This window comes from Streptomyces sp. NBC_01428 (assembly GCF_036231965.1).
GTDB lineage: Bacteria > Actinomycetota > Actinomycetes > Streptomycetales > Streptomycetaceae > Streptomyces.
In genome coordinates, this window is the sequence record NZ_CP109499.1 from 5,492,710 (window position 1) to 5,518,099 (window position 25,390).

The 25,390-nt window shown below is 72.7% G+C and carries 23 protein-coding genes; 15 read left to right on the forward strand and 8 right to left on the reverse strand.

Annotated elements, in window-relative coordinates; all coding sequences use genetic code 11:
* Positions 1-100 precede the first annotated feature (100 nt).
* From OG406_RS23860 to OG406_RS23870, 3 genes are all read left to right on the forward strand, one after another.
* On the forward strand, positions 101-1,642 hold the full coding sequence (locus tag OG406_RS23860; RefSeq protein ID WP_329187660.1) for an aromatic amino acid ammonia-lyase: 1,542 nt from the start codon (positions 101-103) through the stop codon (positions 1,640-1,642).
* Positions 1,639-2,601, forward strand: a complete 963-nt coding sequence (locus tag OG406_RS23865) for a MurR/RpiR family transcriptional regulator (RefSeq protein ID WP_266614311.1) — start codon at positions 1,639-1,641, stop codon at positions 2,599-2,601. Before OG406_RS23860 ends, OG406_RS23865 begins: the two co-directional genes overlap by 4 nt.
* Before the next feature lie 163 nt (positions 2,602-2,764).
* Positions 2,765-3,334 (forward strand): hypothetical protein, encoded by a 570-nt coding sequence (locus tag OG406_RS23870; RefSeq protein WP_267051020.1) that lies wholly within the window; start codon positions 2,765-2,767, stop codon positions 3,332-3,334.
* A gap of 36 nt (positions 3,335-3,370) precedes the next feature.
* Here OG406_RS23870 and OG406_RS23875 read toward each other — a convergent pair whose 3' ends face one another.
* The 5 genes from OG406_RS23875 to OG406_RS23895 all read right to left on the reverse strand — a co-directional run bounded on the left by OG406_RS23875 (position 3,371) and on the right by OG406_RS23895 (position 7,654).
* Entirely contained in the window at positions 3,371-3,745 is a 375-nt protein-coding gene (locus tag OG406_RS23875; protein ID WP_081217684.1) for a hypothetical protein, read from the reverse strand.
* 16 nt (positions 3,746-3,761) lie between these two features.
* Positions 3,762-4,277, reverse strand: coding sequence for a roadblock/LC7 domain-containing protein (locus OG406_RS23880; RefSeq protein WP_081217683.1), 516 nt, complete (start codon positions 4,275-4,277; stop codon positions 3,762-3,764).
* 64 nt (positions 4,278-4,341) lie between these two features.
* A complete protein-coding gene (locus tag OG406_RS23885) occupies positions 4,342-5,157 on the reverse strand; it encodes a transcriptional regulator (protein WP_164370901.1) in 816 nt (271 codons plus the stop codon).
* Complete coding sequence (locus OG406_RS23890; RefSeq protein WP_081217681.1) at positions 5,154-5,561, reverse strand: hypothetical protein; 408 nt, start codon at positions 5,559-5,561, stop codon at positions 5,154-5,156. Before OG406_RS23890 ends, OG406_RS23885 begins: the two co-directional genes overlap by 4 nt.
* A 440-nt stretch (positions 5,562-6,001) precedes the next feature.
* On the reverse strand, positions 6,002-7,654 hold the full coding sequence (locus OG406_RS23895) for a diaminopimelate decarboxylase (protein ID WP_329187664.1): 1,653 nt from the start codon (positions 7,652-7,654) through the stop codon (positions 6,002-6,004).
* Between the two features lie 175 nt (positions 7,655-7,829).
* Here OG406_RS23895 and hutU point away from each other — a divergent pair, with 175 nt between their 5' ends.
* The 4 genes from hutU (at position 7,830) to hutI (ending at position 13,364) form a co-directional block, all read left to right on the forward strand.
* Positions 7,830-9,503, forward strand: a complete 1,674-nt coding sequence (hutU, locus tag OG406_RS23900) for a urocanate hydratase (protein ID WP_266614300.1) — start codon at positions 7,830-7,832, stop codon at positions 9,501-9,503.
* Positions 9,500-10,723, forward strand: a complete 1,224-nt coding sequence (locus OG406_RS23905; RefSeq protein ID WP_164373052.1) for an allantoate amidohydrolase — start codon at positions 9,500-9,502, stop codon at positions 10,721-10,723. The genes hutU and OG406_RS23905 overlap by 4 nt, the downstream gene beginning before the upstream one ends.
* The gene (locus tag OG406_RS23910) at positions 10,720-12,078 is read left to right on the forward strand and encodes a formimidoylglutamate deiminase (RefSeq protein ID WP_329187667.1); all 1,359 of its coding nucleotides are present in this window, start codon (positions 10,720-10,722) and stop codon (positions 12,076-12,078) included. Before OG406_RS23905 ends, OG406_RS23910 begins: the two co-directional genes overlap by 4 nt.
* A gap of 110 nt (positions 12,079-12,188) precedes the next feature.
* A complete protein-coding gene (gene hutI / locus OG406_RS23915) occupies positions 12,189-13,364 on the forward strand; it encodes an imidazolonepropionase (RefSeq protein WP_327409642.1) in 1,176 nt (391 codons plus the stop codon).
* A 123-nt stretch (positions 13,365-13,487) separates the two neighbouring features.
* Here the strand turns inward: hutI and OG406_RS23920 are convergent, their stop codons facing one another.
* On the reverse strand, positions 13,488-14,405 hold the full coding sequence (locus OG406_RS23920; RefSeq protein ID WP_329187671.1) for an RNA polymerase sigma factor SigF: 918 nt from the start codon (positions 14,403-14,405) through the stop codon (positions 13,488-13,490).
* A gap of 250 nt (positions 14,406-14,655) precedes the next feature.
* Here OG406_RS23920 and OG406_RS23925 point away from each other — a divergent pair, with 250 nt between their 5' ends.
* From OG406_RS23925 to OG406_RS23950, 6 genes are all read left to right on the forward strand, one after another.
* Positions 14,656-15,024, forward strand: coding sequence for an STAS domain-containing protein (locus tag OG406_RS23925; RefSeq protein ID WP_164373056.1), 369 nt, complete (start codon positions 14,656-14,658; stop codon positions 15,022-15,024).
* Positions 15,025-15,300: 276 nt separating this feature from the next.
* Positions 15,301-15,864: an ATP-binding protein gene (locus OG406_RS23930; protein ID WP_327409643.1), complete on the forward strand. Its 564-nt coding sequence runs from the start codon at positions 15,301-15,303 to the stop codon at positions 15,862-15,864.
* 197 nt (positions 15,865-16,061) lie between these two features.
* Entirely contained in the window at positions 16,062-16,793 is a 732-nt protein-coding gene (locus tag OG406_RS23935; protein WP_267051015.1) for an LPXTG cell wall anchor domain-containing protein, read from the forward strand.
* A gap of 30 nt (positions 16,794-16,823) precedes the next feature.
* The gene (locus tag OG406_RS23940; RefSeq protein WP_329187674.1) at positions 16,824-17,801 is read left to right on the forward strand and encodes a COG1470 family protein; all 978 of its coding nucleotides are present in this window, start codon (positions 16,824-16,826) and stop codon (positions 17,799-17,801) included.
* A gap of 17 nt (positions 17,802-17,818) precedes the next feature.
* Positions 17,819-18,928, forward strand: coding sequence for a hypothetical protein (locus OG406_RS23945; RefSeq protein WP_266849548.1), 1,110 nt, complete (start codon positions 17,819-17,821; stop codon positions 18,926-18,928).
* A gap of 62 nt (positions 18,929-18,990) precedes the next feature.
* Complete coding sequence (locus OG406_RS23950; protein WP_329190952.1) at positions 18,991-20,283, forward strand: hypothetical protein; 1,293 nt, start codon at positions 18,991-18,993, stop codon at positions 20,281-20,283.
* Between the two features lie 119 nt (positions 20,284-20,402).
* On the opposite strand, the gene OG406_RS23955 is transcribed toward OG406_RS23950, so the two are convergent.
* The gene (locus tag OG406_RS23955) at positions 20,403-21,899 is read right to left on the reverse strand and encodes an oligopeptide:H+ symporter (protein ID WP_266848082.1); all 1,497 of its coding nucleotides are present in this window, start codon (positions 21,897-21,899) and stop codon (positions 20,403-20,405) included.
* A gap of 524 nt (positions 21,900-22,423) precedes the next feature.
* Between OG406_RS23955 and OG406_RS23960 the strand changes: the two genes are divergently transcribed.
* Positions 22,424-23,101 carry a response regulator transcription factor gene (locus tag OG406_RS23960; protein ID WP_018566970.1) on the forward strand — a complete coding sequence of 226 codons (678 nt, stop codon included), beginning with the start codon at positions 22,424-22,426 and terminating at the stop codon, positions 23,099-23,101.
* Between the two features lie 197 nt (positions 23,102-23,298).
* The gene (locus OG406_RS23965) at positions 23,299-24,585 is read left to right on the forward strand and encodes an ATP-binding protein (protein ID WP_164373063.1); all 1,287 of its coding nucleotides are present in this window, start codon (positions 23,299-23,301) and stop codon (positions 24,583-24,585) included.
* A gap of 76 nt (positions 24,586-24,661) precedes the next feature.
* On the opposite strand, the gene OG406_RS23970 is transcribed toward OG406_RS23965, so the two are convergent.
* Positions 24,662-25,201, reverse strand: coding sequence for a GtrA family protein (locus OG406_RS23970; protein WP_267051012.1), 540 nt, complete (start codon positions 25,199-25,201; stop codon positions 24,662-24,664).
* Positions 25,202-25,390 lie beyond the last annotated feature (189 nt).

Consider the following 25,390-nt stretch of genomic DNA (forward strand, 5'->3'; position numbering starts at 1 on the left):
TCCCTGTCTGAATAGGTTGGCAACGGGCCGGCGCCGAGCGCCGGCCGCCGAAGGCCGCCGGGCAGGATCCGACGTCCGGACCGAGGAGGGTGTGCGCGTGATGTCGTCGCAGACTGTGGACACGTCGAGTGCGGTGGCCCGCCCGGCGCACGTCCCGCTCGTGGTCCTGGACGGCCGCGGCACCGGCGTGGACGACGTCGTACGCCTCGCCGACGGGCTCGCCCGGCCGGTTCCCGGCACCGACGGCATGAAGCGCGCCGAGGTCTCCTGGGACGCCGCCCGGCAGATCGCCGCCACCGGCCGCGTCTACGGCCGCTCCACCGGGGTCGGCGCCAACCGCAACGAGGATGTGCCCACCGAGGCGGCCGCCGACCACGGCCTGCGCCTGCTGCGCAGCCACGCCGGAGCCATCGGGGAGGAACTCCCCGCACGCCAGGTCCGCGCCATGCTCGCCGTCCGCGCCAACCAGCTCCTGGCCGGTGGCGCCGGACTGCGCCCCAGCGTCGTGACGGCACTCTGCGAGGCCCTGGAGACCGGCGTCTTCCCGGTCGTCAACGCGTTCGGCTCCGTCGGCACCGGCGACATCGCCGCCCTCGCCCAGCTCGGCCTCGCCCTCGCCGGCGAACACCCCTGGCGGGGTCCCGACGGGGCCACGCCGACCGCCCTGGCCCCGGTACCGCAGCCGCTCGACAACAACGACGCCCTCGCCCTCATCAGCAGCAACGCGCTCACCCTCGGACAGGCCGCGCTCGCACTGCACGAACTGCGCGGGCTGATCGGCGCCACCCAGGTCGTCGCCGCTCTGTCACTGCTGGCCGTCGACGGCTCCCACGAGGCGTACGCGGCCCCCGTGCACGCCGCCCGCCCGCACCGGGGATCGGTGGAAGTGGCCCGCAGGATGCGGGAGTTGATCGGCGCCGCGGACCGTCCCACCCCACCCCTCGGCCGGATCCAGGACCCGTACGGCTTCCGCTGCCTCCCGCAGATACACGGCCCCGCGCAGGACGCGGCGGACGCCCTGGAGGACGTGCTCGCCGTCGAGATCAACGCCGCGGCCGAGAACCCGCTCATCTCCGCCGAGGACATGGCCGCCTACCACCACGGCGGCTTCTACCAGGCCCAACTCGCCCTCGCCCTGGACCACTTCCGGCTCGCCGTCACCCAGGTCGCACGGCTGTCCACCTCGCGCCTGTCCACCCTCAACGAGCCCGCGTACACCCGCCTGCGTCCCTTCCTCGCGGACCAGGAGGCGGCGTCCTCCGGCGTGATGATCCTGGAGTACGCCGCCGGTGCCGCCCTCGGTGACCTGCGGGCGTTCTCCGCGCCCGCCTCGCTCGGCCACGCTGTACTCTCCCGAGGCGTCGAGGAACAGGCGAGTTTCGCCTCGCTCGCCGCACGTCAGACGCTGCGGGCCTGCGACGCGTACCGTCTCGTCGTCGGCTGTGAACTGGTCGCCGCCGTACGGGCGCTGCGCCAGCGCGGCCTGCGGCCCGGCCCGGAGCTGCCGGCCGGACGGGCGCTGGAACTGGCCGAGGCGGCACTCGACGCCGAGCAGGCCGACCGGCCGCTCACGGACGACGTGGCGGCGGCCGCCGCACTGCTCGACCGGTTCACGGACATCTGGAGGGGGAGCACGCCATGAGCGCGGACAAGGCCGCAGGCACGCACACCGGCGAGGACGCGGGCGGGGGCACGCACGGCACCGGGGCCGCGGACGGGGACGCGTCGGTGACCACAGGCTCCGCCGACGACGGCGGGACGCGGGTGAACGACAGCCCCGCCGGACGCCTCCAGGCCCTCTTCGAGGGACGCCGGCTCACCCCCACCCAGCGGCGCATCGCGCACAGCATGGTGCGCAGCGCCGCCGACGTGCCGTTCCTCTCCAGCGTCGAACTCGCCGAACTCGCCGGGGTCAGCCAGCCCTCCGTCACCCGCTTCGCCGTCGCCCTCGGCTTCGACGGCTACCCGGCGCTGCGCCGGCACCTGCGCGAGGTCGCGCCCGCCGAGCCGGCCACCGACACGACCGCCTACAACGAGTACCAGCAGGCCGTCGAGGCCGAGATCGAGAACCTGCGGCACCTCGCCGAGGCCCTCGCCGACCCGCGGCCCGTCGCCCGGGCCGGCCGGCTGCTCGCCGCGTCCCGCCCGCTGCCCGTCCTCGGACTGCGCGCCGCCGCCTCCCAGGCCTACGGCTTCGCCTACTTCGCCGCCAAGGTCCACCCCGACGTCCGGCTGCTGCACGAAGGCGGCACGATGCTCCAGGACCGGATCGACGCGGCCGTCCGGGCCGGGGCCACCGCCCTGCTCTGCTTCGCGCTGCCCCGGCACCCGCGCGAGGTCGTCGACGCCCTCGGCCACGCGAAGGAGGCCGGACTCACCGTCGTCACCGTCGCGGACTCGGCGTTCGCGCCGGTGGCCAAGGTGTCCGACCTGCTGATCCCCGCCGCCGTCGGCACCGGCCTCGCCTTCGACACGGCGTGCGCGCCGATGCTGCTCGGCCGCGTGCTGCTGGAGGCCATGTGCGACGACCTGCCGGACGCGCAGGCGCGACTGGAGCAGTTCGACGCCCGCGCCGCCGCACGGGGGCTGTTCGTGGAGTAGGCGGCGCGATCCCACCCGGGTGGCCGACGGCCGCCGTACGGCCCCCGGGTTCTCAGATTCGTCTCACGTTCCGCCGCTAGCCTGCGCGCCCGAAGAGACAACGGGCGCGGCGCCTGCCGGCGGCACGTCCGTTGCGCGGACGTGCGGGGACAGGAGGCGGAACATGGCGCGCGGAGGACAGGGACTGGCCCGGATGGCCGTCGTGGTGCGGGCCGGAGCCGCACCGCTTTGGTGGTGCGGGGTGTTCGCGGCCGGCATCGGGGTGCTCGTCCCCGGGCTGACCGGACGCAGGATCGGGGTCCTCGCGGGGGCCGCGCTGTTCCTCGTCGCGGTGGTCGTCGTGGCGGCCCGGCGCAGGAAGCGGTACGCCGCCCTGGTCCGGTCCGCCGCCCGCGCCGGCAAACAGGACGTGCTCCAGGACCGCGCCGTGACGGTCCGCAACTGGCGCCGGGGCCACCGCTGGTGGCTGCTGCTCGCCTTCGCCGCCGCGCTCGGCAGCTCCTTCGCGCTGCCCGCCGCGGGCGGCATGCTGCTCGCCGGCGCGGGCGTCGGACTGTGGCTGAAGGCCGGGCGCCTCGGCCGGCTCGAACAGGCCGGGCAGGAGCTGATCTGGGTGCGCGTCGACTGGCTCGGACCGCGCGCCGGCGCCCCCGCGGGCAAGCCGGTCAAGGCCGTACGGACCACCGGCCCGGCAGCGGGCGACGCCGCGCCCGGAGGGGCACGGCGTCGCTGACCCGTCGCGGGGTCCTCGCTCGCCCCGGAGCCGGTCCTAGACCTCCAGATCCGTCTCGATGCGCTTGAGCTGGTGGCGGGCCATCGCCAGGTTGGCCCGCTTCTGGTCGAGCACGAGGTACAGGAACAGTCCGTTCCCGCCGCGCCCCTTCATGAGCCGGATCAGGTGGTACTGGTCGGAGAGCGTGATCAGGATGTCCTCGATCTCGCCCTTCAGACCCAGGTGCTCCATGGTGCGCAGCTTGGCGCGGACCACGTCGGTGTTGCCGGCCGCCGCGACGGTGAGGTCGAAGCTCTTGCTGCCGCCGATCGTGCCCAGCGCCATACCGCTGGTGTAGTCGACGAGCGCCGCTCCGGTCGCGCCCTCGATGGACGCCAGGGCTTCTTTGAGGGCGGTCTCGGTGTTCGTCATGATGTGGTGCTCCTTCTCAACTCTCGGATGTGCTGGGGTGGTTGGTAACAGGTGTGGTCGTGGGCCGGGCGGGTGTCGTGCCGCGCGGAGGGCGGCGCGGCATGCCCGGTGAGGGTTTCGGGGCCTGCTTGGCCGGGGCGGCGGGCGGTTCGCCGCGTGCGGCGGCGGCGTCGACCAGCTCCCCGATCCGGGTGCCGGAGCGCCGCCCCTCCAGATGCAGCCGGCCGACGTTGACGCGGTCCTGGGCGAGAAGCGTCAGCACGGCGGAGCCGCCCGCCGCGTAGGTCGCCACATAGCCGTTCACACCGCGCACGAGCAGCTCGCGCAGGTCGCCCTGGCCGGTGGCGTCCGCCATCCGGATGGCGACCCCGAGGGCCGCCGCGGTGAGCGCGGCCAGACCGTCCGGCTCGACGCCGGGGGTGTCGTGGGCGAGGACGAGACCGTCGGCGCTGGCCGCGAGCGCTCCGGTCAGCTGGGGCACCCGGGCCCGTAACCGGTGCAGCTCGTCGAGGACTTCGGGCTCCGCCGCCATCAGCAGTCTCCTCTCGGCACGCTGTCGCAGCGCGCGGATCACAAGGCCTCCCGCGGGTCGGTACTCACAAGGCCTCCAGCGCGTCTCTGAGACGTCGCAGCAGGGCGACGTCGGGATCGTTGGAGGACTGGGTGAGCACACCGGGCACGGAGGGCGGCCGCGCCGCGGGCGCGGCCGTCACGAGGCCGGCGGCGGCGAGCCGGCGCAGGTCGACCAGCGTGTGGAAGGCGGGCCGGCCGAGCGCCGCGGACACGTCGGCCGCCGTGCGGACGCCGTCCACCCGGCCGAGGACGGCCTCCTGGCGCAGCGGGACCGCGGGCCCCGCGGCGAGGCCGGCGCGGCGCAGCGGGGCGGTGTCGGTCGCCGCGTCGGGCCATATGCGGTGCAGCAGTTCGCGCCGGCGCACCGTCTCGCGCTCCAGGGCGGCGACGGGTACGGGGCGGAGCGTGCCGAACCAGTGCGCGGCACCGTACCGGAAGCGGCTCGGGGTGCTGCTGGGGCCGAGCACGAAGTACGCGGCGTCGTAGAGCGAACCGAGGTGGCACAGCTGTAGCGCGCCCTCCGCTATGCGGCCGCTGTCGATCAGGAACCGGCCCACCCGGCGGCGGGCGCCGGCCAGGGCGACGGCCTCGCGCCAGACCTCGGGGTCCAGCACCCCGCGGGCGGAGAACAGCACGTCGATGCCGGGGGTGAACGGGCTCTCTGCGTGCACCACCTCGCCGTCGGCGAGGTAGAGGGTGCCGCGTTCGCGGATGAGGACGCCGGTGGCCCGCTCGGCGGCGAGCCGGCCGAGCATGGGCGAGACCCCGCCCGCTTCGGTGCTCGGAGCCCTGTCGCGCACCGGGAGCCGGGGCGGGGGAGGGGTTCTGACGGTCGTCATACGAGCACCAGCCGTCCGGCCATCTCGCCGAGCCGGATCCGGGCCAGTGCGAGGTTGCCGTCCGAGCGGCCCAGCCACAGGTGCAGGAACACGCTGCTGTCGAAGCTGGTCCGCACGAACCGGAGGACGTGGTAGCTGTCGCGGTTGCTGATGATCAGGTCCTCGATGGGGGTCTCCTGGTCCGACCACTCGGACCAGTCGGAGCCGTCCTTCGGAGCGAACGACCGGTTCTCGGCGGCGAGTCGGGCCAGCTCGGCCGCCTCCGCCGCGGTCGTCTCGTGGTCGTCGCCCGGCGCGTCGCCGACCGTGCCCAGGGCCAGCCCGCTGGTCCAGTCGACCACCGAGGCACCCCGCGCACCGGGCAGTGTCATGGCTTCCAGCAGGCACTCGTCGATTCCGGGCACCGTGTCTCCCCTCCCGCCAAGGGTTCGGCCGAGTGACGCAGAAGTTACGCACTGTGTGCGCGATGAGTGAGTGATCCGGCATTTTCCTGTGGAACATGCCCCGGATGACTAAGGTGGGTCAACTGACCATATTTTCCGGCGTTCTTGAAACCGCAGGTGGGCGGTTTGTGCGGCCTTGGGGCGCACGACGGGGGCGCTCACGGGCCGAAGAGGGCGCGCGGCCTGCCGTACACGCCGGGAAGGTGCCCGCGCGACGGCGGCGCGACAGGGCGTGCCGCCGGTTCCGGCGGGAGATCCACGCCGGCGGCACGCTCCTCGGACGCGCGGGCCCGCGTTCGGGTTCCCGACGGAGCGGGAGCGGGGGTTCCGGAGGCGCCCCGCCGCGAGAGGGAGCCCTTCGGTGGGGGCCCCGCGCCGCGGCGGGCCTGAGCGAGGGGCTGCTACAGGGCGGTGAGCGACGGGCCGTGCGCGCCGCCCGACTCCGCGACGATCTCCTCCACGGTCTGCGGCTCCCGCACGACGGCGAACCGCACACCGCCGCTGCCGCCTCCGCCGTCCGTCCGGCCGTCGCCTTCCCTGGTGTCGTGTCCCGTGCCGCCGCCGTCCGGCGCGAAGCCGTAGATGCCCGGGCGCGCGAGGGAGTTGTACGCGTAGTGGTGGGCGAAGTAGTACGCGCCGGTGTCCAACGCAGCCGCCAGGTCGCCCTGTTCGAACAGCGGCAGGGCCCGCCCCTCGGCGAGCAGGTCGCCCGCGAAACAGGCGGGACCCGCGATGTCCTGCACCACGTCCGGCCCGGTCTTGGGGCGGCCCTTGGCGTCGTACGCGGCGATCCGCAGCGGCCAGGCACCCGGCGCGTACACCGTGCGGGCCGCCACCTGGACGCCCGCGTGGGTGACGGCGATCGCGCGTCCCCCCGCGCTCTTGGCGTACTCGACCCGCGCCACGACGGTGCCGTGCTTGGCCAGCAGCGACCGGCCGAACTCGGTCACCAGCCCGTACCGCCCGTCGAACAGGCCCGGTACCACTTCGGCGAGCAGCCGGGCGTACTGCGCGTACGTCGGGGCCGTCGCGTCGGAGCCGAAGTTGACCGGCAGTCCGCCGCCGATGTCGATCGTGTCGACCTGCCGCCGCCCGACGTGCCGGTTGATCTCCTCCGCCAGCGCGTACGTCTCCGCCACGCCCTGCGCCATCAGCGAGAGCGGCATGCCCTGCGACCCCGAGTGGGCGTGCAGGCGGGTCAGCCAGGGCCGGTCGGCGTACGCCCGCACGATCCACGCGCGGGCGCCCTCGTCCCGGAGCGCGACGCCGAACTTCGAGGTCGCCGTGGCCGTGGACAGCGCTCCGATGGAACCGCCGCCGACCTGCGGATTGACCCGCAGTCCGATGGGCGAGCCGGTGGGCGCCGAGCGCACCATCGCGTCGATCCGCTCCAGCTCCTGCGGGTTGTCCGCGTTCACCGCGATGCCGAGCGCCAGTGCCTCGCGCAGTTCGGCGGAGGTCTTGGCGGGGGAGTCGAGGACGGTCCGGTCGGGGGACACCCCGGCCGCGCGGGCGAGCGCCAGTTCTCCCGGGCTCGCCACCTCGGCGCCGACGCCCTCGTCGGCCAGCAGCCGCAGGACGGGCACGAGGGGGGCCGCCTTCACGGCGAAGGCGTGCAGCACGGGGGTGCCGGGCGCGGTCACGGTGTCGAAGGCGGCGCGCAGGGCGGCCGCCGAGGCCCGGATGCCCGGCACGTCGAGCAGAGCGACGACGGGCTGTTCCAGGGTGAGGAGGCCCTGCTCCACGGCGGCCCGCACGGCGTCGTCCCGGCGGGCGACGCGCTCGGCGTCCGCGGCCGCCACGGCGGCGGCGCCGACACCGCTCCCGTCGGGGGCGCCGCTTCCGCCCCGGTCCGGCGCCGCGCCGCCCGCCCCGGGGCCGGCCGCCGCGCTCCCGGATCCGCCGAAGTCCGGCTCACCGCTCCCGCCGCGTCCCGGTGGCCGGTTCCCGCCCGGTGTCCCGGCCCGCTCCGGTGTCCCGTTCCCGCCCGGCGTCCCGTTCCCGCTCCCCGTCCTGTCGCCCGAAGACGGTCCGGACGTTCCTGCCGAAGACATCGCAGCCCCACTCACCCTGTCGAACGGCGGATCTCCCGCCCCGTCCATCTCTGCGCCCATGGATCCCAGCCAAACATCAGTGACCGCCAGGAGCCTTCCGTGGAGCTATTGACTAGGCCTATTCAAGGGGCGAGGATGTGAATATCCATAGCAACAGTCCGCTGGGAGGCAGACCATGTCAGGACCCCGCCCCGTCCGAGCACCGCGCGGTACGGAACTGAGCGCCCTGGGATGGCAGCAGGAGGCCGCCCTTCGGATGCTGCAGAACAACCTCGACCCCGAGGTCGCCGAGCACCCCGACAAGCTCGTGGTCTACGGCGGCACCGGCAAGGCCGCCCGCGACTGGCGCTCCTTCGACGCCATGGTCCGCACGCTGCGCACCCTCAAGCAGGACGAGACGATGCTCGTCCAGTCCGGCCGCCCCGTCGGCGTCATGCAGACCCACGAGTGGGCCCCGCGCGTCCTCATCGCCAACTCCAACCTGGTCGGCGACTGGGCGAACTGGGAGGAGTTCCGGCGCCTGGAGGCCCTCGGCCTCACCATGTACGGCCAGATGACCGCCGGTTCCTGGATCTACATCGGCACCCAGGGCATCCTCCAGGGCACCTACGAGACCTTCTCCGCCGTCGCCGCGAAGAAGTTCAACGGCACCCTCGCCGGGACCATCACCCTGACCGCCGGCCTCGGCGGCATGGGCGGCGCCCAGCCCCTCGCCGTGACGATGAACGACGGCGTCGCCATCTGCATCGACGTCGACCCGCGCGCCATCGAGCGCCGCATCGAGCACCGCTACCTGGACGTGAAGGCCGACTCCCTGGAGCACGCGCTCCAGCTCGCCGTCGAGGCCCGCGACCAGCGCAGGCCGCTCTCCATCGGCCTGCTGGGCAACGCCGCGGAGCTGCTGCCGCGCATGCTCGCCGAGGGCGCGCCCATCGACATCGTGACCGACCAGACCTCGGCCCACGACCCGCTCGCCTACCTCCCCGTCGGCATCGACTTCGACGACATGGCCGACGCGGCCGCCAAGGACCCGGCGGGCTTCACCACCCGCGCCCGCGAGTCCATGGCGCGGCACGTCGAGGCCATGGTCGGCTTCATGGACGCCGGCGCCGAGGTCTTCGACTACGGCAACTCGATCCGCGGCGAGGCCCAGCTCGCCGGGTACGACCGGGCGTTCGCCTTCCCCGGCTTCGTCCCCGCCTACATCCGCCCGCTGTTCTCCGAGGGCAAGGGCCCCTTCCGCTGGGCCGCCCTGTCCGGCGAGGCCTCCGACATCCACAAGACGGACAAGGCGATCCTCGACCTCTTCCCGGAGAACGAGTCGCTGCACCGCTGGATCAAGCTGGCCGGTGAGCGCGTCCACTTCCAGGGCCTGCCCGCCCGGATCTGCTGGCTCGGCTACGGCGAGCGCGACAAGGCCGGTGAGCGCTTCAACGACATGGTGGCCTCCGGCGAGCTCGCCGCCCCCCTCGCCATCGGCCGCGACCACCTCGACTGCGGCTCCGTCGCCTCCCCGTACCGCGAGACGGAGGCCATGCTCGACGGCTCCGACGCGATCGCCGACTGGCCGCTGCTGAACGCCATGGTGAACGTCGCCTCCGGCGCCTCCTGGGTCTCCATCCACCACGGCGGCGGCGTCGGCATGGGCCGCTCCATCCACGCGGGCCAGGTCTCCGTCGCCGACGGCACCAAGCTCGCCGGCGAGAAGATCCGCCGCGTCCTGACGAACGACCCCGGCATGGGCGTCATCCGCCACGTCGACGCCGGCTACGACATCGCCGAGACGGTCGCCGACGAGCGCGGTGTGCGCATCCCGATGCGCGAGGGCGACGAAGGCGGCACCGCGTGACCTTCCACAGCATGTGGGCGGAGCTGCTGCCGATCGGCCGCAGCTCCGCCTCCGGCGGCTACCGCCGGTTCGCCTGGACCGGCGCCGACACCGACTGCCGCGCCTGGTTCCGGCAGCAGGCCGAGTCCCGCGGGCTCACCTGCGAACTCGACCGCAACGGCAATCAGTGGGCCTGGCTCGGCGACCCCGCCGAAGGCGACGCCGTGGTCACGGGCTCGCACCTCGACTCCGTCCCCGACGGCGGCGCCTTCGACGGCCCCCTCGGCGTCGTCTCCTCCTTCGCCGCGCTCGACGAACTCCGTGCCCGTGGCGCGCGGTTCACCAAGCCGCTCGCCATCGTCAACTTCGGCGACGAGGAGGGTGCCCGCTTCGGGCTCGCCTGCGTCGGCTCCCGGCTCGCCGCCGGACAGCTCACCGTCGAGCAGGCGCACCGCCTCACCGACGCCGACGGCATCACCCTCCCCCAGGCCATGGAGCGCGCCGGGTACGACCCCGCCGCCATCGGCCCCGACCCCGAACGGCTCGGCCGGATCGGCGCCTTCGTCGAACTCCACGTCGAGCAGGGCCGCGCCCTCGACATCGGCGGCGACCAGGTCGGCATCGCCAGCGCCATCTGGCCGCACGGCCGCTGGCGCTTCGACTTCCGCGGCGAGGCCAACCACGCGGGCACCACCCGCCTCGTGGACCGCCGCGACCCGATGCTGTCGTACGCGGAGACCGTGCTCAGCGCCCGGCAGGAGGCCCGGCTCGCCGGTGCCGTCGCCACGTTCGGCAAGATCGCCGTCGAACCGAACGGCGTCAACGCCATCCCCTCCCTGGTCCGCGGCTGGCTCGACTCCCGCGCCGCCGACCAGGCCACCCTCGACACCGTGGTCACCGGCATCGAGAAGGCGGCCCGCGCCCACGCCGAGGAGCAGGGCGTCGAACTCGACGTCGTCCGCGAGTCGTTCACCCCCGTCGTCGAGTTCGAGCACGCCCTGCGCGACGAACTCGCCCGCATCCTCGGCAAGGAACGCGACGCCGCCCTCGCCGTGCCCGTGCTCGGCACCGGCGCCGGACACGACGCGGGAATCCTCTCCGGCACCGTCCCGACCGCCATGCTGTTCGTACGCAACCCCACCGGTGTCTCGCACTCCCCGGCCGAGTTCGCCGCCGAGGACGACTGCGTGGCCGGGGTGACCGCACTCGCCGACGTACTCGAAGGGCTGGCCTGCAGGTGACGCAGACGTACTGGCTGGAACACGCCTGGCTCGACACCCACGTCGAGCCGGGCGTCACCGTGACCGTGTCCACCGGCGGCTCCGGGGCCGGCCAGGACGGCCGCGTCACCGAGGTCCGCACCGGCGTCGACACCCCGCCGCCCGGCGCCGAGATCCTCCGCGGACTCACCCTCCCCGGCCTCGCCAACGCCCACTCGCACGCCTTCCACCGCGCCCTGCGCGGCACCGTCCAGGTCGGCTCCGGCACCTTCTGGACCTGGCGCGAGATCATGTACTCCTTCGCCGACCGGCTGACCCCGGAGACCTACCACGCCCTGGCCCGCGCGGTGTACGCGGAGATGGCGCTCGCCGGAGTCACCGCCGTCGGAGAGTTCCACTACGTCCACCACGCCCACGGCGGCACCCGCTACGCCGACCCGAACGCCATGGGCGAGGCGCTCGTCGCCGCCGCCGCGGACGCCGGTATCCGCATCACCCTGCTCGACACGGCGTACCTCTCCTCCGGCTTCGGACAGCCGCCCAACCAGCACCAACTCCGCTTCTCCGACGGCACCGCCGAAGCCTGGGCGGAACGCGCCTCACTCCTCAAGGACCAGGATCACGCCCGGATCGGCGCGGCGATCCACTCCGTACGGGCCGTGCCCGCCGGCGAACTGGCCACGGTCGCGCGCTGGGCCGAGGAACGGCGCGCCCCGCTCCACGTGCACCTGTCCGAGCAGACCGCCGAGAACGAGGCGTGCCGCGCCGCCCACGGCCGCACGCCCGCCCAGCTCCTCGCCGACCACGGCGTCCTCGGCCCGCGCACCACCGGGGTCCACAACACGCACCTCACCGACGAGGACGTCGCCCTCCTCGGCGGCTCCGGCACCGGCACCTGCATGTGCCCGACCACCGAACGCGACCTCGCGGACGGCATCGGTTCCGCCGTCGCCCTCCAGCGCGCCGGCTCGCCCCTGTCGCTCGGCTCCGACAGCCACGCCGTCATCGACCTCCTCGAAGAGGCCCGCGCGATGGAGCTGAACGAACGGCTGCGCACCCGCACCCGCGGTCACTGGACCGCCGCCGCCCTGCTGCGCGCCGCCTCCGCCGACGGCCACGCCGCCCTCGGCTGGGACGACGCGGGCAGCATCGAGACCGGCGCGCTCGCCGACTTCACGACGATCGCCCTCGACTCGGTCAGAACGGCGGGACCGCTGCCGCGCCTCGGCGCCGAGACCGCCGTCTTCGCGGCCACCGCGGCCGATGTCCGGCACACGGTCGTCGCGGGCCGCCACATCGTGCGCGACGGCGCGCACACCCTCGTACCGGACGTGCCGACGGCGCTCGCGGGCGCCGTCGAGGCCCTGCGCGCCTGACCCGGAGCGGACGGCGGGGCCCTTCGCCCGACAGGCCCGGTGGCCCCCGGGCGCTCCGGCCCCCCGTTCGCAGTCCCCCCACCCGCAGTCCCGCCACCCCTGAGGACGCCATGAGCAGCACGACCGTCATCACCAACATCGCCAGTCTGGTCACCAACGATCCTTCTCAAGGTGACGGATCCCCGCTCGGTCTCATCCAGGACGCGGCCGTCGTCATCGAGGGCGACCGTGTCGTGTGGACCGGGGAGGCCGGTGAAGCACCCGCCGCCGACCACCGGTTCGACGCCGAAGGCCGCGCGCTGATCCCCGGCTTCGTCGACTCCCACTCGCACCTGGTCTTCGCCGGCGACCGCACCCAGGAGTTCAACGCCCGGATGTCCGGCCGCGCCTACAGCGCCGGCGGCATCCGCACCACCGTCGCCGCCACCCGCGCCGCCTCCGACGAGGAGCTGGAGCGGAACCTCACGCGCTACCTCCACGAGGCGCTCCGCCAGGGCACCACGACCATGGAGACCAAGTCGGGCTACGGCCTGACCGTCCCCGACGAGGCCCGCGCCCTGCGCATCGCCGCCGCGCACACCGACGAGGTCACCTACCTCGGCGCGCACATCGTGTCGCCGGACCTCGCCGACGACCCGGCCGCCTATGTCGCCCTGGTGACCGGCGAGATGCTCGACGCCTGCGCCCCGTACGCCCGTTGGGTGGACGTCTTCTGCGAGAAGGGCGCTTTCGACGGCGACCAGGCGCGCGCGATCCTCACGGCGGGCCGGGCGAAGGGCCTGCACCCGCGCGTCCACGCCAACCAGCTCACCCACGGTCCCGGCGTCCAGCTCGCCGTCGAACTGGACGCGGCGAGCGCCGACCACTGCACCCATCTGACGGACGCGGACGTCGACGCCCTCGCGAGCGGCAACACCGTGGCGACGCTGCTGCCGGGCGCCGAGTTCTCGACCCGTGCCGAGTGGCCGGACGCCCGCAGGCTGATCGACGCGGGCGTCACGGTCGCCCTGTCCACGGACTGCAACCCGGGCTCGTCGTTCACCTCGTCCGTGCCGTTCTGCGTCGCCCTCGCGGTGCGCGACATGGGGATGACGCCGGACGAGGCCGTGTGGTCGGCGACGGCGGGCGGCGCGCGGGCCCTGCGCCGCGACGACGTCGGACGCCTCACGCCCGGCGCGTACGCGGACCTGACCCTGCTGGACGCCCCGAGCCACGTCCACCTCGCCTACCGTCCCGGCGTCCCGCTGGTCAGCGCCGTCTGGCGGCGGGGCGCCCGCGCGGTCTGAGGCGGCCGCCGGACGCGGCCGGGGCGGCGCGCGGGACGGCACAGGAGCGGAAAAGGGAGCGGTCCGGCGCCGATGGCGCCGGACCGCTCCCTTGCGCGCGGCCACACGGGCCGCGAAGCCCTGTCATTCCTCGACGGTCAGTCCCTTCCGGAGTCGCACGAGGGTGCGCGACAGGAGCCGGGAGACATGCATCTGCGAGATGCCGAGTTCGTCGCCGATCTCGGACTGGGTCATGTTCGCCACGAAGCGCAGCGAGAGGATCTGCCGGTCACGCTGGGGGAGTTCCGCGATCAGCGGCTTGAGGGACTCCACGAACTCGATGCCTTCGAGCCCGTTGTCCTCGTAGCCGATGCGGTCCGCGAGCGCGCCCTCGGAGTCGTCCTCCTCGGGCTGGGCGTCCAGCGAGCTGGCCGTGTACGCGTTGGACGCGGCCATGCCTTCGACGACCTCGTCGTTGCTGATGCCGAGGCGTTCCGCCAGCTCTCCCACTGTCGGAGCGCGGTCCAGCTTCTGCGCGAGTTCGTCGCCCGCCTTGGCCAGGTCGAGCCGGAGCTCCTGAAGCCGGCGGGGAACCCGCACCGACCAGGAGGTGTCGCGGAAGAACCGCTTGATCTCGCCGATGATGGTTGGCATGGCGAAGGTGGGGAACTCGACGCCCCGGCTCAGTTCGAACCGGTCGATCGCCTTGATCAGGCCGATGGTGCCGACCTGGATGATGTCCTCCATGGGCTCGCTGCGCGAGCGGAAGCGGGAGGCGGCGAACTTCACGAGCGCGAGGTTGAGTTCGACGAGCGTGTTGCGGACGTACGCGTAGGCGTGCGTGCCCTCTTCGAGGGACTCGAGACGCGCGAAGAGCGTCTTGGACAGGGCCCGTGCGTCCACCGGCCCCACCTCGTCGTACGGGGGGATCTCCGGGAGACCGTCGAGTCCCGCGAGTCCGTCGGCTCCGTCGGGGCCGGGGCCTTCGAGGTGCTCCGGGCCGACCGGAGAGGGTGTCGACGTCGCCGTCTGGGTATGCGATGCGTCGAGCCGGGCTGACATGGGTGTCCTCCATCGTTCTCGGCATATGGCCGCCGATGCCAATACGTGCACTGCGGTGTGCGGCGCCTCCAAAGCCGGCCGGGTCGGATAGGTGTCTCCACTAGCCCTACCCGCTTTTGTGAACTTGTCGCAAGTGCCTTCTGTGTCGAAATGTCCGTTTGCGGGGGGTTGTTCGGGTGTCAGGTGACGTAGAGAAGGCGTAGTGTTCGAGTGCATACATCAGCAGTCGGACGCTCGGGAGAGAGACGGCATGGACCGCGGGACGGTCGGCAGCGCACAGTCTGGCCGGCTTCTTGTCGAGGTGCGGGAAGAGGGCACTAGTGCCGTCGTGACCCCCGCGGGTGAGTTGGATCACCACACGGCCGATCTGTTGCGTGAGCCACTCGAAGGGTGCCTCGAAAAGGGGTACTCACGGCTCGTCGTCGACTGTTCGCGCCTGGAGTTCTGTGACTCCACCGGACTGAACGTGCTGCTCGGTGCCCGGCTGAAGGCCGAGGCCGCGGGCGGCGGCGTCCATCTGGCGGCGATGCAGCCGGTGGTCGCACGGGTCTTCGAGATCACCGGGGCGGAGGCCGTCTTCACCGTGCACGACACGCTCGAAGCGGCTCTCGCCGACTGACCGGGCGGCCCGTCGATCATGTCGCCGTTATGTCCCAGTCGCCCCCGCGTGACCGGCGCGTTACTCGCGTCACAGTTTCCGTGCCGAATAAGTGGGTGTTCGGACGGTTCCGTCGGGCAGGAGACATCCTGGATGCGTCGGCAGCGAGCGGGCCGGCCTCCGGTGCGGCGAAAGTCGTCCGATCCACACGCGGCGAAAGCCGTTGATCCATCCGTACTGAGTACTGCGTACCGAGTCTTGAATTGTGAACCGGTGAATCGGTGAGGTGAAGCGCTGATGAGCACCACCCGGCCTTACCCGCCGGGCGACCGCGGCCCTGAGTCGGGCGACGGCGGCGCTTCCGGGGCGTCCGTGGACGACACGGCGCCCGTGGACGGCGGACCGCCCGGCGACGGAGCCACTCCGGACGGCGCGGTCCTCGCTCCTCCGGGACGCCAGGCCCGCAGACTGAACTTCGAGGGCGAGAGCGGCGTCGTGCCGCTCGCCCGCGACTTCGCCCGCCAGGCGCTGTACGCCTGGGGCTGGCTGCCCGCCGAGGGCGCCGACCGGCGTGCCGCCGCGGAGGACGTCCTGCTGGTCGTCTCCGAGCTGGTCACGAACGCCTGCCTGCACGCCGAGGGCCCGGACGAACTCCGGATCTCCGTCGACAACAAGGTGCTGCGCATCGAGGTGTCGGACCGCGGCGCGGGCCAGCCCGCACCCCGCACCCCGCACCGTGCCGGCCGCCCCGGCGGCCACGGCATGTTCATCGTGCAGCGGCTCTGCCTGGACTGGGGGGTCGTCCGCAGCCCCGGAGTCTCCGGCAAGACCGTGTGGGCCGAGCTGGGCGCACCCGCCTGACGCGGGGAGTCCTCGGCACACACCTCCGCCTCCCACCCCGTACGTCACTCCGCGCGCCGGATCCCCACGGATCCGGCGCGCACTTTGTCTTCCCTCCACAAGTCCCCGGGCGTACCTTGACGGCCGATCTGATGTTCCGTCAGGAAATCTCGCCGCGTGTCCCGTCGGGGACGACGTCAGGAGTGAGGGGCAGGCCCGTGTCGTACCGGACGTACCAGAAACGAACCGCCGCGCTCGCGTGCGCCGCGGCCCTGGCCGGCTCGGCGGTGCTGATGGCCGCCCCGGCAGCCCAGGCCGCCGTCGTCGACGTCAACTACCAGTGCAAGACGCCGATCGGCGACAAGAGCGCCGTGTCGCCCATCGACATCAAGGGCGTCAGGAGCGGCAGCGGCTACAAGCTCACCATGTCCTGGCAGAAGGGCGTCTCCTCCAGCCCGGTCGAACTCGGCAAGGGCGCCATGACGCCCAGCGCCGTCATCAAGGTGGGCGGCGCCGACAGCGGCACCGTCGCGGTCACCGGACCGGCCAACGCGGCCGCCATCCCCGCCAACACGCCCATCAAGATCAGTGACCTGAGCGGCACGTACACACCGAAGAAGTCCGGCAAGGTCACCTTCACCGCGGGCGTCCTCACCATCAAGGCCCTCGGCACCACGACCACCTGCTCGCCCTCGAACAGCCCGAAGCCCTCCCTGACCCTCGACGTGAAGGCCGCGGGCGGGGGTTCGGGCTCCGGCTCGGGCTCGTCCGGCTCCTCGGGGTCCTCGGGTTCGGGGAGCCAGGGCGGCTCGGACTCCGGCGGGCAGCTTCCGCAGACCGGCCCCGCGGACTCCGCGATCGCCCTCGGCACACTCGGCGGCACCGTCCTGCTCGCGGGCGCGGCGGGCGTGCTGTGGCTGACCCGCAGGCATCAGGCGGTACGCCGCTGACCTGCCCGCACGACGACCTGGAGCCGCCGCATGCCCTACGCACTCCCCGCCGCCCGCGTGCTGGGCCTGACGACCCTGGTGCTGCTCGGCGCGGCCCCGGCGGCCCAGGCCGCTCCGGGCTGGTCCGTCGTCCCGGCCGCGGGCGGCGCGGCCGACGGACGGCCCTCCGTGTACGCGGAGGGCGCGCCCGGCACGGTCCTCCAGGACGCCGTGTCCGTGGTCAACCCGGGCGGCAGGCCCCTCACGGTCCGGGTGCGTGGCGCCGACCGCACCGCTGACGGCGCCACCGCGCGCGACCGCGTCATCGGCACGGGCGCGTGGATCGCCTTCGCCGAGCGCTCCGGCGGCCGGCGGACGGCGGTGCGCGCCCTGTCCGTGCGCGTGCCCGCGCACACCCGCGCGGACGTGCCGTTCACCGTCGCCGTCCCGGCGGGCGCGGCGCCCGGCGACCATCCCGGCGCGATCGTCGTGAGCGCGCAAGGCCGCACCGCGGCGGTCCGGGTCCGGCTGCGGGTGGCCGGACCCGCCCTGTCGGCCCTGACGGTCGAACACGTCCGGGTGCACGGCGGCCGGATCTCCTACCAACTGGTCAACCGCGGCACCACCGTCCTCACCCCGCGCCTGGCCGTGCACGCGGACGGCGTCCTCGGCCGTGTACTGGACCGCGCCCCGCGCACCCTGCCCGTCGGCCTCCTCCCCGGCCGCCGCGTCACGCTCCACGAATCCTGGACCGACCCGCCGGTCCTCGACGCGGTCGACGTGCGGCTGACGGTGACCGCGGAGGGCGGGGCGCGCGGCGAGGCGACCGCGTCCGCCCGGTTCGTGCCGTGGTGGGCGCCCGCCGGAGCGGGCGCCGTCCTGGCGGCGGTCGTCGCCCTGATCGCCGTACGACGTCTGGGGCGTCCCGCGCGACCGGGTCCGCGGCGGCACGGGCACCGGAGTCCGGAGGCCGGAGCGGCGATCGAACAGCCCGGCACAGAGGTCGAGTTGACGGGAGCGGTGGCGTGAGGGTCCTGGGCGGCACGATGCGGACGGCAGCGCTGGGCGCGGTCCTGGTCCTTCTCCTCGGCCCGTTGGCGGTGATCACCTCGGCGGGTCCGGCGTCCGCCGCCGCGGGTCCGAGCGTGAAACTGTCCAGATCCCAGGCGGGGGCCGGTGGTTCGGTCACCGTGAGCGGCAGCGGGTGGCGGCCCAAGGCCCTGCTCATGCTGCTCATCTGCGGACAGTCGGTGCCCTCGCGCGGCGTCATCGGCGGCACCAACTCCTGCGCCAACGCCGACGGCCGGGCCGTCACCACCGACGCCAAGGGCGCCTTCACCAGGAAACTGCCGGTCGCCGAACCGCCGAAGCCCTGCCCCTGCGTGGTGCACGTCGCCACCGTCACCGGGGCCGAGGCGCAGGCGGACGCCCTCTTCATGGTGGCCGGGCACTCGGTCGAACCGCTGCCCAAGGAGGCGAGCGGGGCCCGGCTCTCGGTGCTCACGGACACCCGCCTCGACGGGTCGAGCGGCCTGTTGACCTGGTTCGGCTCACCCCCGGCGCGCACCCTCGTCTTCACCGTCGGCAACGTCGGCACCGCCCCCGTGAAGAACCCGGTCTTCCAGGTCGGCACCTCCCACGGGGTGTTCGCCCCGCAGTGGGAGGAGCAGGAGTGGCGCGGCACCGTCGAGCCGGGCCGGAAAGCGCGGATCAAGCTCCCGTTCGAGCTGGCGGCGGGGGCGCACGGCGACTACACGGTCTCCCTCAAGTACGGCGGGAAGGTGCTCGCCGAGCAGCCGTGGGGCGTGGGCCGCCCCTGGGGTGTGACCGTCTTCTGGATCCTGCTCTGCGTGGTCGTCCCGGCCGCGGTGTTCCGTGTCGGCATGGCCCTGGTGGACCGGGTGCGCCCGCACCGGTCGAGCGGACGCGCGGGCCGGCACCGGGTGCTGCGCCTGACCGACCTCGCACAGCGCCTGCCCCGGCCGGCCCCCGCGCCCGCCCCTCCGACCCCGGCGGACGTCCCGGACGCCTCGCCGGCCCCGGCCGCCCTGCCGTGGTTCACCCCGGACAGCGATCCGGGCACCGCGACGAACGGTCAGCTCTCCGCACCGCACGAGAACGGTCCGACGACACAGACGAGAGAGGGACATACGTGAGGACGCTACGGAGAGTGGTACCGGACACCGGACGCAGAGCGGGCGCGGCCGGAGTCGCGCTGATGCTCGGCGGTGCGGGCATCCTGCTGGGCGTGGCCGCCGTACCGGCGCAGGCCGCCGAGGTGTCGTACAAGACGGAGTGCATCCCGCCCGCGATCTCGGGGCTGCCCGCCGTGCAGGGCACCACGAAGGTGGAGATCACCGCGCCCGCGGAGGCGAAGGTGGGTGACGAGGTCACCATCACCTGGAAGTTCGCCCAGGCCGCCTCGAAGAACCCGGACGTCCTCGACCTCGACAAGGACACGGTGAAGCCCTCCGGCACCCTCAAGGCGGGCGGCGCGCAGACCACGAGCATCGCCATGGAGGGGCCGCGCCAGAACCCCGCGATCCCCAAGAACAGCGACATGAAGCTGTCCGACATGACGGGCAAGCTCAAACTGACCGCGGCGGGTGACGTCACGCTGACCCCGGACGCCTACAACATCAACGTCAACAAGCCGATCTCCACCGACACCAAGTGCACGCCCAAGGAGGCGGTGGGCTCCTCCGCGACCATCAAGGTGACGGCCGCGGGCGGCGGTTCGGGCGGCTCCACGCCGACGCCGACGCCGACCCCGACGCCGACTCCGTCCGGTGAGCCGACCGACTCGGCCACCCCGTCGCCAACCGGCAGCGGGACCGGGGGAGCGACCGGTGGCGACGACAGCGGTGGCTCCACCGGCGGCGGTGGGCAGACCGACTTCACCGGCAAGCAGGTCTCCGTCGCCTACGCGTGCAAGACGCCCATCGGGGACAAGAACGCCACCTCGCCCGTGCAGATCAACGCCAAGAAGAGCGGCGGGAGTTACGCCCTGACCGTCAAGTTCGGCACGTCCGTGATGGACAGCCCGGCGGACATCCCGGCCGACTCCGTGAAGCCCTCGATGGAGGTCGCTCTCGGCGGCGCCGACAAGGGCACCGTCCATGTCGAGGGCCCGACCAACTCCGGGCCCATCAAGGCGGGCGACCCGATCGAGGTCCCGGACCTGAAGGGCACGTACAAGCCGGGCGCGACCGGCAAGTCGACGCTGTCCCCGGGTGTCCTGACGGTGATGGCCCTCGGTACGACGACGACCTGCACCCCGGCCACGTCCGAGGTCTCGCTCACCCTGGACACCTCCGAGCAGGCGGGCGGCGCGTCCGGCGGCGGTTCCTCCTCGTCCGGCTCGGGTTCCACGGGCTCGGCGTCCGGCGGCCTCGCGGAGACCGGCTCCGACAGCCACGGCGCCCTCGAGGCCCTGGGTCTGGTCGCCGGCACGGTCATCCTCCTGGGCGGAGCGGTCTTCACGTTCATGCCCCGCGGCAGGACGAGGTGACCGGCCGACCCTTCAAGATCGCCGGGCGGCCGCTGTGACGGCGACCGCCACGCGCCGAAACGGCGGAGGGCCGCCGCACCCGGTGGTGCGGCGGCCCTCCGCCGTTGGTGCGGCCCGCGTCAGCGGACGTCGCCCATCAGCTGCTTGACCTTCTTGCGGTACATCCACACCGCGACACCGGCGATCACGGCGAGCGTGGCCTCCAGGGCCACGATGCCCGTCTTGTTGAGGTCGACGTTGGCGATGGAGAGCAGGCCGGTCGTGGCGTCACCCGCGGTGACGGCCAGGAACCAGACACCCATCATCTGGGAGGCGTACTTCGCCGGGGCCATCTTGGTGGTGACCGAGAGGCCGACCGGGGAGAGCGTCAGCTCACCGACGGTCTGGACGAAGTAGATGGCCACCAGCCACATGGCGGCCGCCTTGTGACCGCCCTCGGCGATCGTCAGCGGGGCCAGGAAGAGGAAGAACGAGGCACCGACCAGGATCAGACCGGAGGCGAACTTGGTGGCCGTGCTCGGCTCCTTGCCGCGCCGGTTGAGCGCCAGCCACAGCCAGGCGAAGACCGGCGCGAGCGCCATGATCATGACCGGGTTGACCGACTGGTACCAGGAGACCGGGAACTCCCAGCCGAAGATGGTGTTCTCGGCGGACGAATCGGCGAAGATCGACATCGTCGAACCGCCCTGGTCGTAGATCATCCAGAAGACGGCCGCGGCGATGAAGAACCAGATGTACGCGGACATCTTCGACTGGTCGGCACGGTCCAGCGACTTGTCCCGCTTGATGCGGCCGATGACCATCACCGGAATGAGCAGGCCGGCGAGCGTGATCGGGACCAGCAGCCAGTTGAGCGTGTAGTGGCCCGAGAAGCCGACGATCGCGTAGAAGACCACGGCGACGGCGGCCCAGAGCGCGGACTTGCGCAGCGTCGAGGCCTTCTCCTCCGGCGACAGGGGCGTGGGGACCTCCTGCGAACGGGGGCTCAGGTGACGGCTGCCGAGCAGGTACTGGGCCAGACCCACGGCCATGCCGAGCGCGGCGATGGCGAAGCCCAGGTGCCAGTTCACGTTCTCGCCGACGGTGCCGATGATCAGCGGCGCTATGAAGGCGCCCAGGTTGATGCCGATGTAGAAGAGCGTGAAGCCACCGTCACGACGCGGGTCGTCCGGACCGTCGTAGAGGTGGCCGACCATCGTGGAGATGTTGGCCTTCAGCAGACCGGAACCTATGGCGACGAGGCCGAGTCCCGCGAAGAAGGTGCCGGAGGTCGGCAGGGCCAGCGTGAGGTGGCCCAGCATGATGATCAGACCCGCGACGGCGACCGTCTTGCGGGGGCCGAGGACACGGTCGGCGAACCAGCCGCCCGGCAGGGCGAGCAGGTACACCAGCGACAGGTACACCGAGTAGATCGCGGTCGCGGTGGCCGCATTCATGTGCAGGCCGCCCGGTGCCACCAGGTACAGCGGGAGCAGTGCCTTCATTCCGTAGTAGGAGAATCGCTCCCACATCTCGGTCATGAAGAGAGTGGCCAGTCCGCGGGGGTGGCCGAAGAAGGTCTTCCCGGACCCGGGGGTACCCGGGTTCACCGAGGCCTTCGTCAGGCTGGACGCCATGGTCGTTCCTTGCTGTCGGGACGCGCTGTGGGGGTCCCCCGGGCCGGACCGGAGTCGAAGGCCTTGAGGAGTCGCGCGCCCAGTGGGGGGCGGCCGGCACCGGCGGTAACGGCGTCCGCCCCCACGCCCACGGGGAGTCCGCTCCGGATGGCGAAGCGGTGGACGGCGACCACCGGGATCCACGCCCGGTGCGCGTCAGCGCGCCTCGGGCCCGGCCACAGGTCATTCCTTTCGAGGCTGGCGAACACCAGCCCGCACACAAAAGAGACCTTCAGCATCAAGCACGCGCCAAAGGTCCCCATGTAGTGCTACAGGCGTCCGGTCACCATACGACATGGCAATGCACCATATGGAAGGACTTGAGAGATGGATCACAGGCGATCATGGAACCGCCGGGAGCCATTCGAAGGTGTTCCTCAGGATGGCATCCCACACCCGCAGGTAAGAAACACCCGGACGGAGGGTGTGAATCACGGAGGCCGATCACTGCCCGAGCCTCGTCCGCGGCGGACTACCATCACCCCATGACCCGTGTACTGCTCGCCGAGGACGACGCGTCCATCTCGGAGCCGCTGGCCCGTGCCCTGCGCCGGGAGGGTTACGAGGTCGAAGTCCGCGAAGACGGACCCACCGCGCTCGACGCCGGAATGCAGGGCGGCGTCGACCTGGTCGTGCTGGACCTCGGGCTGCCCGGTATGGACGGCCTGGAAGTGGCCCGCCGGCTCCGCGCGGAGGGGCACACCGTGCCCATCCTCATCCTCACCGCACGCGCCGACGAGGTGGACACCGTCGTCGGCCTCGACGCCGGCGCCGACGACTACGTCACCAAGCCCTTCCGGCTCGCCGAACTGCTCGCCCGCGTCCGGGCGCTGCTGCGGCGCGGCGCGGCCGAGCCCCAGCAGCCGCCCGCCACCCACGGCGTGCGGATCGACGTCGAGTCGCACCGCGCCTGGATGGGCGACGAGGAACTCCAGCTCACCGCCAAGGAGTTCGACCTGCTGCGGGTGCTGGTGCGCGACGCCGGCCGGGTCGTCACCCGCGACCAGCTGATGCGCGAGGTCTGGGACACCACCTGGTGGTCCTCCACCAAGACCCTCGACATGCACATCTCCTGGCTGCGCAAGAAGCTCGGCGACGACGCGGCGAACCCCCGCTACATCGCGACGGTACGAGGAGTCGGCTTCCGCTTCGAGAAGAGCTGAGGCCCCGCCTCGGGGGCCGGACGGCCGTCCGGCCCCCGAGGCGTTCCGCGTACCGCACCGCAGACGGCCCGCCCGCCGCGGAGCCGTGCCGGAACCGGCGGGCACCGGAAACCCCGTACCCCGGCCCGGCGCCCCGCGGGGACGGCCCGGCGACCGTGCACACTGGTCCACGTACCGCCACCTGCCCGGAGGGCCCCGTGCGTCGCCGTCTCATCCAGTCCACCCTCGCCGTCGTCCTCGTCGTGATCGCCGTGTTCGGTGTCTCCCTCGTCATCGTCGAGACCCGCACGATCAGCAACAGCGCCCAGGAACGCGTGGACTCCGAGGCGCTGCGGCTGGCCAGCATCGTGGACAGCCGCATCCTCGGCGACGAGAACATCTCCAGCGAGACGTTCCGCAACCAGGTCACCGACCAGCGCTACGCCGAGATCAAAATCCCGGGACGGGATCCCATCGAGGTCGGCACCGAGCCCACCGGCGACGTCATCCACTACACCGCCAAGGGCGAGGAGGGCGAGACGGTCACCGTCCAGGAGCCACGCTCCTCGGTGACCCGGGAGGTCGGCCGCACGCTGCTGATCATCGGCGCCGTCGCCCTGCTGGCGATCGTCGCCGCCGTCCTGCTCGCCGTCCGCCAGGCGAACCGTCTCGCCTCCCCGCTCACCGACCTCGCCGAGACGGCGGAACGGCTTGGCTCCGGCGACCCGCGCCCGCGCCACAAGCGCTACGGCGTCCCCGAGCTGGACCGCGTGGCCGACGTCCTGGACGGCAGCGCGGAGCGCATCGCCCGCATGCTCACCGCCGAGCGCCGGCTCGCCGCCGACGCCTCCCACCAGCTGCGCACGCCCCTGACGGCGCTGTCGATGCGCCTGGAGGAGATCACCCTCACCGACGATCCGGACACGGTGAAGGAGGAGGCGACGATCGCGCTGACGCAGGTGGAGCGCCTCACGGACGTGGTCGAGCGGCTGCTCACCAACGCCCGCGACCCGCGGACCGGCTCCGCGGTCACCTTCGACCTCGACGAGGTCATCAAGCAGCAGCTGGAGGAGTGGCGCCCGGCCTACCGCAGCGCGGGCCGCGCGATCGTCAGCTCCGGCAAGCGCCATCTCCAGGCGGTGGGCACCCCGGGCGCGGTCGCCCAGGTCCTCGCGGCGCTGATCGAGAACAGCCTCATGCACGGCGGCGGCACGGTCGCCCTGCGGACGCGGGTCATCGGCAACCAGGCCGTCATCGAGGTCACCGACGAGGGACCCGGTGTGCCCACCGACCTCGGCGCCCGCATCTTCGAGCGCACCATCAGCGGCCGCAACTCCACCGGCATCGGCCTGGCCGTCGCCCGCGACCTCGCGGAGGCCGACGGCGGCCGTCTGGAGATGCTCCAGGCCCAGCCCCCGGTCTTCGGCCTGTTCCTGTCCCGGACCCCCCTGAAGCGAGGCCCGCTGATCGGCGAGGACGACGACGAGGAGCGGACGGTCAGGTAGCGGAGCGGGGAGCAGAGGGAGCGGGAAGCAGAGGGAACGGGGAGCCTACGGTCTCTCCCGGACGGTCCCGCCGGGGTCAGTTCGCGCGTGCCTGGGCCCGCCGGGGCTCCGGCTCCTCGTCCAGGAACGATTCGGCACTGGCCACCGCCTCACGGGCCGGAAGCGTCCGGAACACCCAGGTGCGGTAGGACCAGAAGCGGAAGAGCGTCGCGACGCCGATGCCGAGGAACTTGAAGATGTTGCTCTGGAGCGGGCTGTCCCAGCCGAAGCCGTACGTCGCGGCGTAGAGCACGCCGTTCTCGATGACCAGTCCCACCGCGCTGAACAGCAGGAACAGCGTCAGCTCCTTGGTACGGCCGCCCTTGTCGCGGTCCCGATACGTGAAGTAGCGGAAGCCCACGTAGTTGAAGACGATGGAGACGACCGTCGCGATGACACTGGCCCGCACGACCTGGAGGTCCGTGGTGTGGCGCACCAGGTTGAACACGATCAGGTTGACGAGCAGCCCCGCGCCACCCACCGCGCCGAACTTGGCGACCTCACGCAACAGCAGGTCGAAGCGGCGGCGAACCGCGCTGCGGGGCCCCGCCTGAGGCCCCGAGGAAGCACTGTCCATGGTGTCGCCAGCCCCCGTCGGTGGGTACGTCGTCGATCAAGCGATGGAATACGTCAACCCAGCCATGCTAACCAGCGCCCCCGCGCGGTGCCCGTGCATGTCTTCACAGGTAAGAAAAGACCCGGTCACCAGCACGGAAAATCGGGCGTATCGGTGCCGAAACCAGCCAGCGTGGCGTGGCCGATACTC

Excerpts from the sequence above, each read along its gene's own strand:
- OG406_RS23970 (WP_267051012.1), bottom strand. The coding sequence starts at position 25,201 with ATGGACAGTGCTTCCTCGGGGCCTCAGGCGGGGCCCCGCAGCGCGGTT.
- OG406_RS23960 (WP_018566970.1), top strand. The coding sequence starts at position 22,424 with ATGACCCGTGTACTGCTCGCCGAGGACGACGCGTCCATCTCGGAGCCG.
- OG406_RS23870 (WP_267051020.1), top strand. The coding sequence starts at position 2,765 with ATGGCGCGCGGAGGACAGGGACTGGCCCGGATGGCCGTCGTGGTGCGG.
- OG406_RS23950 (WP_329190952.1), top strand. The coding sequence starts at position 18,991 with ATGCTCGGCGGTGCGGGCATCCTGCTGGGCGTGGCCGCCGTACCGGCG.
- OG406_RS23925 (WP_164373056.1), top strand. The coding sequence starts at position 14,656 with ATGGACCGCGGGACGGTCGGCAGCGCACAGTCTGGCCGGCTTCTTGTC.
- hutU (WP_266614300.1), top strand. The coding sequence starts at position 7,830 with ATGTCAGGACCCCGCCCCGTCCGAGCACCGCGCGGTACGGAACTGAGC.
- OG406_RS23865 (WP_266614311.1), top strand. The coding sequence starts at position 1,639 with ATGAGCGCGGACAAGGCCGCAGGCACGCACACCGGCGAGGACGCGGGC.
- hutI (WP_327409642.1), top strand. The coding sequence starts at position 12,189 with ATGAGCAGCACGACCGTCATCACCAACATCGCCAGTCTGGTCACCAAC.
- OG406_RS23895 (WP_329187664.1), bottom strand. The coding sequence starts at position 7,654 with ATGTCTTCGGCAGGAACGTCCGGACCGTCTTCGGGCGACAGGACGGGG.
- OG406_RS23955 (WP_266848082.1), bottom strand. The coding sequence starts at position 21,899 with ATGGCGTCCAGCCTGACGAAGGCCTCGGTGAACCCGGGTACCCCCGGG.
- OG406_RS23945 (WP_266849548.1), top strand. The coding sequence starts at position 17,819 with ATGCGGACGGCAGCGCTGGGCGCGGTCCTGGTCCTTCTCCTCGGCCCG.
- OG406_RS23875 (WP_081217684.1), bottom strand. The coding sequence starts at position 3,745 with ATGACGAACACCGAGACCGCCCTCAAAGAAGCCCTGGCGTCCATCGAG.
- OG406_RS23860 (WP_329187660.1), top strand. The coding sequence starts at position 101 with ATGTCGTCGCAGACTGTGGACACGTCGAGTGCGGTGGCCCGCCCGGCG.
- OG406_RS23940 (WP_329187674.1), top strand. The coding sequence starts at position 16,824 with ATGCCCTACGCACTCCCCGCCGCCCGCGTGCTGGGCCTGACGACCCTG.
- OG406_RS23930 (WP_327409643.1), top strand. The coding sequence starts at position 15,301 with ATGAGCACCACCCGGCCTTACCCGCCGGGCGACCGCGGCCCTGAGTCG.
- OG406_RS23920 (WP_329187671.1), bottom strand. The coding sequence starts at position 14,405 with ATGTCAGCCCGGCTCGACGCATCGCATACCCAGACGGCGACGTCGACA.
- OG406_RS23885 (WP_164370901.1), bottom strand. The coding sequence starts at position 5,157 with ATGACGACCGTCAGAACCCCTCCCCCGCCCCGGCTCCCGGTGCGCGAC.
- OG406_RS23880 (WP_081217683.1), bottom strand. The coding sequence starts at position 4,277 with ATGGCGGCGGAGCCCGAAGTCCTCGACGAGCTGCACCGGTTACGGGCC.